Here is a 7,578-nt window from a genome sequence, read left to right as displayed (position 1 = left end):
TGTTCCGGTGGTCATGGCGGGAGGGAAACGCCCGGTTACATTCCGAACCCGGAAGCTAAGCCTCCCTGCGCCGATGGTACTGCATGGGGGACCGTGTGGGAGAGTAGGACACCGCCGGACAATTCTTTGATATATGGCTGAGGCCCCACAGGGTTTCCTGTGGGGCCTCAGCCATTTCTGTTTTCCCCCGGGCTTTCTTTCTTACAGCTTCCCCGCCGCCTTCAGGGTGATGTACGCGTCCGCCACCGCCGGGGGCAGCTCCTCGGGACCTGCCTCGACGACCGTCACGCCCAGGCGGCGGAGGCGGTCACCGATCCGTGCGCGTTCCGCCTCGTGCTGAGCCGCTGCCGCCGCCTCGTACACGCCGGGGACGGTGCCCCGGGCCGCCGCCATCTCCGCCACCCTGGGGTCCGCGACGGCGACCACCACGACCGTGTGGCGGTGGGTCAGTTGTGGCAGCACCGGCAGGAGGCCCGACTCGACCGGGGCCGTGTCGAGGCCGGTGAACAGGACGATCAGCGAGCGGCGGGGCGCGGTCGCCAGCGCCGCCGCGGCCATCGCGCGCGTGTCCGTCTCCACCAGCGCGGGCTCGAGACGGGCCATCGCCGCCACCGTCGCGGGCAGCACGTCGCCGCCCGTCCTGCCGCGCACCGATGTCCGCGCGACCCGGTCGAAGGCCAGCAGATCCACCCGGTCCCCGGCCTGGGACGCCAGCGCCGTCAGCAGCAGCGCCGCGTCCATCGCCGCGTCGAGGCGCGGAATGTCGCCGACCCGGCCCGCCGACGTGCGGCCCGTGTCCAGGACAAGCAGCAGGTGCCGGTCCCGTTCGGGCCGCCATGTGCGCACGGCGACCGTGGACTGCCGGGCCGTGGCCCGCCAGTCGATCGAGCGGACGTCGTCGCCCGGCACATAGTCCCGCAGGCTGTCGAACTCCGTGCCCTCGCCGCGCGTCAACAGCGTGGTGCGGCCGTCGAGCTCGCGGAGGCGGGCCAGCTTGCCCGGGAGGTGCTTCCTGCTGGTGAACGGCGGCAGCACCCGCAGCGTCCACGGCACCGCGTGGCCGCCCTGACGTGCCGCCAGGCCCAGTGGGCCGTGCGAGCGGACCGTGACGCGCACCGGGCGGTGGTCGCCGCGCCGGGTCGGGGCCAACGCCGTGGTGAGCCTGCGGCGTTCGCCCGCCGGGACCGTCAGCCGGTGGCGGGAGGCCGCGAACGACGTGCCGGGGCGCCAGCTGCTCGGCGGCCACGCGTCGCGCAGCTCCGCGCGCAGCGCTCTGCCCGAAGGGTTGGTGACCGTGAGGGTGACCTCCGCGTCCTCGCCGAGGCGCACCGATGTCGCCCCGGAGCGTTCGACGCGCAGCGAGCGGACCGGGGCCGCGCGGGCCAGGTCGAACAGTACGGCGGCGAGCAGCGGGACGGCGACCGCGAGGATGCCGCCCCAGCCGGGCAGCAGGCCCACGACCAGGGCGCCCGCGGCGGCCAGCAGTGCCGTGCGGCCGGAGAGCGCCATCAGCGGGGCACCGGGACGCGGGCCAGCAGGCTGTTGATCACCGCGTCCGCGGTCACGCCCTCCATCTCCGCCTCGGGGCGCGGGCGCACGCGGTGGCGGAGCGTCGGCAGGGCCAGGGCCTTCACGTCGTCGGGGATCACATACTCGCGGCCCGAGAGCCAGGCCCACGCGCGGGCCGCGCTGAGCAGGGCGGTCGCGCCGCGCGGGGACGCGCCGAGGGACAGCGAGGGCGACTCGCGCGTGGCGCGGCAGAGGTCGACGACATAGCCGGTGACCTCGGGCGAGACGGCTACCTTCGCCACCGAGGCGCGGGCGGACGCCAGCTCGTCGGGGCCCGCGACCGCGCGCACGCCAGCCGTTGCCAGGTCGCGCGGGTCGAATCCGGCGGCGTGCCTGGCCAGGACGTCGATCTCCTGGTCGCGGCTCGGCAGCGGCAGGATCAGCTTGAGGAGGAAGCGGTCGAGCTGGGCCTCGGGCAGGGGGTAGGTGCCCTCGTACTCGAGGGGGTTCTGCGTGGCCGCGACCATGAACGGGTCGGGCAGCGGGCGAGGGGTGCCCTCGACCGAGACCTGCCGCTCCTCCATCGCCTCGAGGAGCGACGCCTGGGTCTTGGGCGGGGTGCGGTTGATCTCGTCGGCCAGCAGGAGGTTGGTGAAGACCGGGCCCGCCTGGAAGGAGAACTCGGCGGTGCGGGCGTCGTACACGAGCGAGCCGGTGATGTCGCTCGGCATGAGGTCGGGGGTGAACTGGACGCGTTTGGTGTCCAGCTCGAGGGCCGTCGCGAGGGTGCGGATCAGCAGCGTCTTCGCGACGCCCGGCACGCCCTCGAGGAGGACATGGCCCCGGCACAGCAGGGCGACGACCAGCCCTGTGACGGCGGCGTCCTGGCCGACGACGGCCTTGCCGATCTCGCCGCGCAGGGCCTCCAGGGCGGCGTGCGGGCTTTGAGCAGCGGGTGCGGTCACGGGCGGTGGTCCTTGCCTTCGGTCGGAGGGGCGGTGGTCGGGGCGACGCGCCGTTCGAGGGCGTCGAGGTCGTCGGCGAGCCGGACGAGCGACGGGTCGTCGGGCGGGGGCGGGCCGAACAGCAGGGCGTGCACGGCCTCAGGGCCGTCGCCCGTGTGCGCGGCCACGGCCCGCGGCAGCGCGTCGGGGGCGTGCGCGGCGGCGGTGGGAACGCCGGTGAGGCGCGCGAGGCGGGCGCGCGCGCCGGAGCGCAGGGCCTCGGCCGCGCGGTCCCTGGCGCTCGCCTGGTGGTAGAGGCGGGCGCGGCCCTCGGTGGCCTCGGCGGCCCTGACGGTCACGGGCAGGGGCTCGGTGACGACCGGGCCGAGGCGGCGGCCTCGCCAGAGGGCGGCCAGGGCGGCGGCGATGGCGAGCTGGAGGGTGGCCCAGCGCCAGCTGGGGTCGAGCAGGTCGAGCAGGCTCTCCTCGCCGCCTGTGCTCGGCGCGTCCTCGGGGGAGGGCAGGTACCACACCAGGTGGGGGCGTTCGCCGAGGAGCTGGAGGGCGAGGGAGGCGTTGCCGTGCTCGTCGAGGTGCTCGTTGAGCAGCGGCTCGTGGGTGCCGAGCAGCACGGTCTCGCCGTCGCCTTCGGTGGGGACGGTGAGGAGGGTCGGCAGCCCCGCGGCGGGGTAGCAGGCGGTGATCGGGGAGGTGCCGGGGCCGGTGGCGTAGCGGAAGCCGCCGGTGAGGGCGCTGCCCGCGCGGCGGGCGGTGGCGTCGTCGCAGCGGGGGGCGCGTTCATCGGCGGGGACGGGCTCGGCGGCGGTGACGCCCGGGGCGAACGCGTTCAACGCGGCCTGGCCGGGGGCGAGCAGCACCGTGCGGGCGCCGGGGGCCGTGGCGGTGCGGGCGACGGTGGCGCGGGCGGCGTCGGTGAGGGCCTCGGGGCGGACGACGAGCAGGGTGGAGTCGGGTCCTGTGGCGGCGGCGGCCTCGCGGGCGGTGGTGACGAGGGTGGTCTCGACGCCGCGGTCGGCCAGCAGCTCGGCGACGGCGCGGGCGCCGTCGGGGGTGGCGGCGCGGGGGTGGCGGGTGCCGTCCTCGCCCGCGTTGAGGAGGGCGAGGGCCAGGCCCGCGGTGACCAGCACGGCGAGGGCGGCGACGAAGCCGCGGGCGCTCCGCCAGAGCTGGCGGGCGTCGGGGGAGACGGCGGTGTCGGGGGGCTCGGTCCCGGGGAGGGCCGGGCGCGGCGGGGCGTCGGGGGCCGCGGTCATGGGGCGGTCCAGGTGGCGGTGGCGGCGAGGTCGGGCTTGGTGTGGGCGAGGCGTTCGTCGAGGTCGGCGAGCCGGGCGTAGTCGTCGGGGGCGGCGGGCAGGCCGCCGAAGGTGACGCCGTCGAACGTGGCGGCCGCGGCGCGCAGCTCCGTCGCGAGACCCGGCAGGGGGCGGGCGGCCTCGGCGGCGGCCTCGTTGGCGGTGCGGCCAGGGCGGGGGTCGAGCAGGGCGCGTTCCTCGAGGGAGCGGACGATCGCGCGCAGCCGCTCCTGGACGGCGGGGGTCCAGTGGGCGGCGTGGGCGTGGCGTTCCGCGGCGGCGCGGTGCTCGGCCGCGGTGCGGGGGCGGTCGGTGAACAGCGCGCCGGGGGCGCCTGGACCCCTGGCGTTCCGCACGGTGCCGAGGCGGAGGCGGAGGGCGATCAGCAGGGCGATCACCAGGACGGCGATGACCAGCAGGCCGAACCAGCCGCCGGGGGTGCGGAACGCCGCCTCGTCGAGGACGCCGAAGATCCGGTCCCACACCCAGGACCAGATCCGGCGGATCAGCCCTGGCTCGTGCTCGGTGTAGATCTGGCGGGACAGCTCACGTTCGGCGTCCTCCTGCGCGGGAACGCGGTCGACGGTGACGGGCGGGCCAGGGGGGTCCGCCCACGGCGGCGCCACGGCGTCAGCTTTCCCTGTGGGGGATGTCCACGCCCGCGGCGCGGGCCAGCTCGATGTCGAGGGCCTCGCGGCGGATGCGCTGGTCGATGTAGAGGAGGGCGGTGACGCCCGCGCTGATGGGCAGGGTGATGGTCGAGGCCAGGACGGCGCCGATGCCGGTGATCGTGAGGTAGGTCCAGGACATGTCGGAGAAGCCGCTGTCGAACATGCCGGTGTCGCCGCCGTCGACGAGGCTCGCGATCGCGGAGGCGGGGAACTCCAGGACGCCGCCGACCAGGGCCAGCAGGACGATGACGAGGAGCTGGACGCCGAAGACGCGCCACCAGGAGCCGCTGACCAGCTTGGCGGAGCGGCGCAGGGCCGCGAAGACGCCCTGGCGTTCGAGCATGAGGGCGGGGGCGGCGAGGGAGAGGCGGACCCAGAGCCAGACGGCGAGGACGATGCCGCCGATGACCCCGAGGACGACGAGTGCGGCGCTGCCCGAGACGGCCATGGCCAGGATGGGGAGGGCGATGGCGAGGGTGCAGATGAGGGGGACGACCAGGACGACGCCGAGGAGGCGCAGGAGGCGGCTTCTGGAGTCCTGCCACGCCTCGCCGATCGTGACGTCGCGGCCGAGGACGGCGCGGCTGACGACGATGGTGAGCATGGCGGTGGCCAGGACGGAGCCGAGGAGGGTGACGATGCCGGTGACGGAGGCGAACGCGGCCAGCTCGCCGAGGGCGTCGCGGAGCTCGTCGTTGGTGGGGTCGGGGTTGTCCTCGAGGGCGGCGAGGCCCGAGCTGTCGCTGAGCCACAGGCGCATGGCGAGGGTCCCGACGAGCTGGGTGATGACGGCGATGGCCAGCGCGATGGCCAGCACGGTCCGCCAGTGGGCGCGGGCGGTGGAGACCGCGCCGTCGAGTATCTCGCCGATGCCGAGCGGGCGGAGCGGGATCACGCCCGGCTTGGCGGCGAACGTGTGCGGGTGCCAGCCGCCCCAGCCCCCCGGCTGCTGCTGGGGGTAGGGGGCCTGCCCGTACGGGGGTTGGGGCGCGGCGGGATAGGAGGGGGGCGTCTGGTGCGGCGGCGGTGGGGGCGCGGCGCCCCAGCCCTGGGGGGCGCCCTGGGGCTGGGGCGGCTGACCGGGCTGGGTCGGCTGTGAGGACGGGGTCGGCTGTGAGGACGGCGACGGCTGAGTCGGCTGACTCGGCTGTGAGGACTCAGGCCGGTCGTGCTCCGGGGAGGGGGATCCGGGGGAGGTCCAGCCCGGCGTGTCACTCACGGTGTCTCCTTGTTCGCGTCTCGTACGCTGCGCGCCTTTGTCGCCTGTGGTTTCCTGGCGCCCATCGTGCCATGGCGCCGGGGGCTGACGCGTCTGTGCGGTCGAAGCGGCCGCTGCCTTCTCTCACCCGCCGGGCCGGGGCAGACTGTGCCAATGGCTGATCACTCTCTCCCCGTCCTGCGCTGGGCGGACCCGCCCGACGGGCCCATGCTGGTCCTGCTCGACCAGCGGCGGCTGCCGACCGCGGAGGTCGAGGTCGTCTGCACCGATGTGCCGGGCCTGGTCGCGGCGATCCAGTCGCTCGCGGTCAGGGGCGCGCCGTTGCTCGGGATCGCGGGCGCGTACGGGATCGCGCTGGCCGCGGCGCGTGGCTATGACGTCGGCGAGGCGGCGCGGTCGTTGACCGCCGCCAGGCCGACCGCGGTGAACCTGGCGTACGGCGTGGAGCGCGCCGTCGCCGCGCACCGGGCGGTGGGGGGCGACGGGCCCGCGGCGGCCGCGGCGGCGCTGGCGGAGGCGAGGGCGCTGCACCGGGAGGACGCGGTGGCGAGCGACCGGATGGCGGAGCTCGGCCTCGAGCTGCTCGGGGAGCTGCTGCCGGGTGGTGGATACCGGCTGCTGACCCATTGCAACACCGGTGCGCTGGTGTCGGGGGGGCACGGGACGGCGTTCGCGGTGGTGCGGGCGGCGCATCGCGCCGGGGAGCTGCGGCGGCTGTGGGTGGACGAGACGCGTCCCCTGCTCCAGGGCGCGCGGCTGACGGCGTGGGAGGCGGCGCGCGAGGAGATGTCGTACGCCGTGCTCGCGGACGCGGCCGCGGGGTCGCTGTTCGCGGCGGGCGAGGTGGACGCGGTGCTGATCGGGGCGGACCGGATCTCGGCGGACGGCTCGGTGGCGAACAAGGTGGGGAGCTATCCGCTCGCGGTGCTCGCGCGCCACCACGGCGTTCCGTTCGTGGTGGTGGCGCCGGTGAGTACGGTGGATGCGGAGGCGGCGGACGCGGGCGCGATCCCGATCGAGCAGCGTCCCGGGCACGAGGTGACGGACATCGGGCCCGGGGTGCCGGTGGCTCCGGTGGGGGCGCAGGCGTACAACCCCGCGTTCGACGTGACCCCGGCGGAGCTCGTCACCGCGATCGTGACCGAGCGCGGCGTGGTCGCGCCGGTGAACGGGGGAAACCTCACCGCTGTGTGTTCTGGATCACCTGGGGTCGGGGCAGGAAAGGGCGATGGGATGATGAAGGCATGAAGGGACGTGTACTCGTCGTCGATGACGACACCGCGCTGGCGGAAATGCTGGGCATCGTGCTGCGCGGGGAGGGCTTCGAGCCGTCGTTCGTCGCCGATGGGGACAAGGCGCTCGCCGCCTTCCGCGAGATCAAGCCGGATCTGGTGCTGCTCGACCTGATGCTGCCGGGCCGCGACGGAATCGAGGTGTGTCGGCTGATCCGTGGCGAGTCCGGGGTGCCGATCGTCATGCTGACCGCCAAGAGCGACACGGTGGATGTGGTGGTGGGCCTCGAGTCGGGGGCGGACGACTACATCGTCAAGCCGTTCAAGCCGAAGGAGCTGATCGCCAGGATCCGGGCGCGGCTGCGGCGTTCCGAGGAGCCCGCGCCGGAGCAGCTGGCCATCGGGGACCTGGTGATCGACGTGGCGGGGCACTCGGTGAAGCGCGGCAGTCAGACGATCTCGCTGACGCCGCTTGAGTTCGACCTGCTGGTGGCGCTCGCGCGCAAGCCGTGGCAGGTCTTCACGCGTGAGGTGCTGCTTGAGCAGGTGTGGGGGTATCGGCACGCCGCCGACACCCGTCTGGTGAACGTCCATGTGCAGCGGCTGCGTTCCAAGGTCGAGAAGGACCCCGAGCGCCCCGAGATCGTGGTGACCGTGCGCGGCGTCGGATACAAGGCCGGGTCAAGCTGA

Annotated in this window: 7 protein-coding genes and 1 rRNA gene; 3 read left to right on the top strand and 5 right to left on the bottom strand. The window is 74.9% G+C overall.

The annotated features are described in order from the left end of the window. Window positions 1-3 precede the first annotated feature (3 nt). Window positions 4-120: ribosomal RNA gene (rrf, locus tag D7318_RS17965) — 5S ribosomal RNA — on the top strand. Window positions 121-201: 81 nt separating this feature from the next. On the opposite strand, the gene D7318_RS17960 is transcribed toward rrf, so the two are convergent. Genes D7318_RS17960 through D7318_RS17940 form a run of 5 tightly spaced genes read right to left on the bottom strand, consistent with a single transcriptional unit; the run spans window position 202 to window position 5,656 of the window. Next, window positions 202-1,509 (bottom strand): DUF58 domain-containing protein, encoded by a 1,308-nt coding sequence (locus D7318_RS17960; protein ID WP_120698120.1) that lies wholly within the window; start codon window positions 1,507-1,509, stop codon window positions 202-204. Next, window positions 1,509-2,474, bottom strand: a complete 966-nt coding sequence (locus tag D7318_RS17955; RefSeq protein ID WP_120698119.1) for an AAA family ATPase — start codon at window positions 2,472-2,474, stop codon at window positions 1,509-1,511. The genes D7318_RS17960 and D7318_RS17955 overlap by 1 nt, the downstream gene beginning before the upstream one ends. Continuing rightward, the gene (locus D7318_RS17950) at window positions 2,471-3,727 is read right to left on the bottom strand and encodes a DUF4350 domain-containing protein (RefSeq protein WP_120698118.1); all 1,257 of its coding nucleotides are present in this window, start codon (window positions 3,725-3,727) and stop codon (window positions 2,471-2,473) included. Before D7318_RS17950 ends, D7318_RS17955 begins: the two co-directional genes overlap by 4 nt. Continuing rightward, window positions 3,724-4,392: a DUF4129 domain-containing protein gene (locus D7318_RS17945; RefSeq protein WP_120698117.1), complete on the bottom strand. Its 669-nt coding sequence runs from the start codon at window positions 4,390-4,392 to the stop codon at window positions 3,724-3,726. The genes D7318_RS17950 and D7318_RS17945 overlap by 4 nt, the downstream gene beginning before the upstream one ends. A 4-nt stretch (window positions 4,393-4,396) precedes the next feature. Continuing rightward, window positions 4,397-5,656: a DUF7544 domain-containing protein gene (locus D7318_RS17940; RefSeq protein WP_120698116.1), complete on the bottom strand. Its 1,260-nt coding sequence runs from the start codon at window positions 5,654-5,656 to the stop codon at window positions 4,397-4,399. A gap of 153 nt (window positions 5,657-5,809) precedes the next feature. On the opposite strand from D7318_RS17940, the gene mtnA reads away from it, so the two are divergent. After that, on the top strand, window positions 5,810-6,904 hold the full coding sequence (mtnA, locus tag D7318_RS17935; RefSeq protein ID WP_120698115.1) for an S-methyl-5-thioribose-1-phosphate isomerase: 1,095 nt from the start codon (window positions 5,810-5,812) through the stop codon (window positions 6,902-6,904). Further along, a complete protein-coding gene (mtrA, locus tag D7318_RS17930) occupies window positions 6,901-7,578 on the top strand; it encodes a two-component system response regulator MtrA (protein WP_086160249.1) in 678 nt (225 codons plus the stop codon). The genes mtnA and mtrA overlap by 4 nt, the downstream gene beginning before the upstream one ends.

The organism is Streptomyces radicis (assembly GCF_003626575.1).
Lineage (GTDB): Bacteria > Actinomycetota > Actinomycetes > Streptomycetales > Streptomycetaceae > Streptomyces > Streptomyces radicis.
Note: the sequence above shows the minus strand (reverse complement) of the source record. Positions and strands in the feature narration are given on the sequence as shown.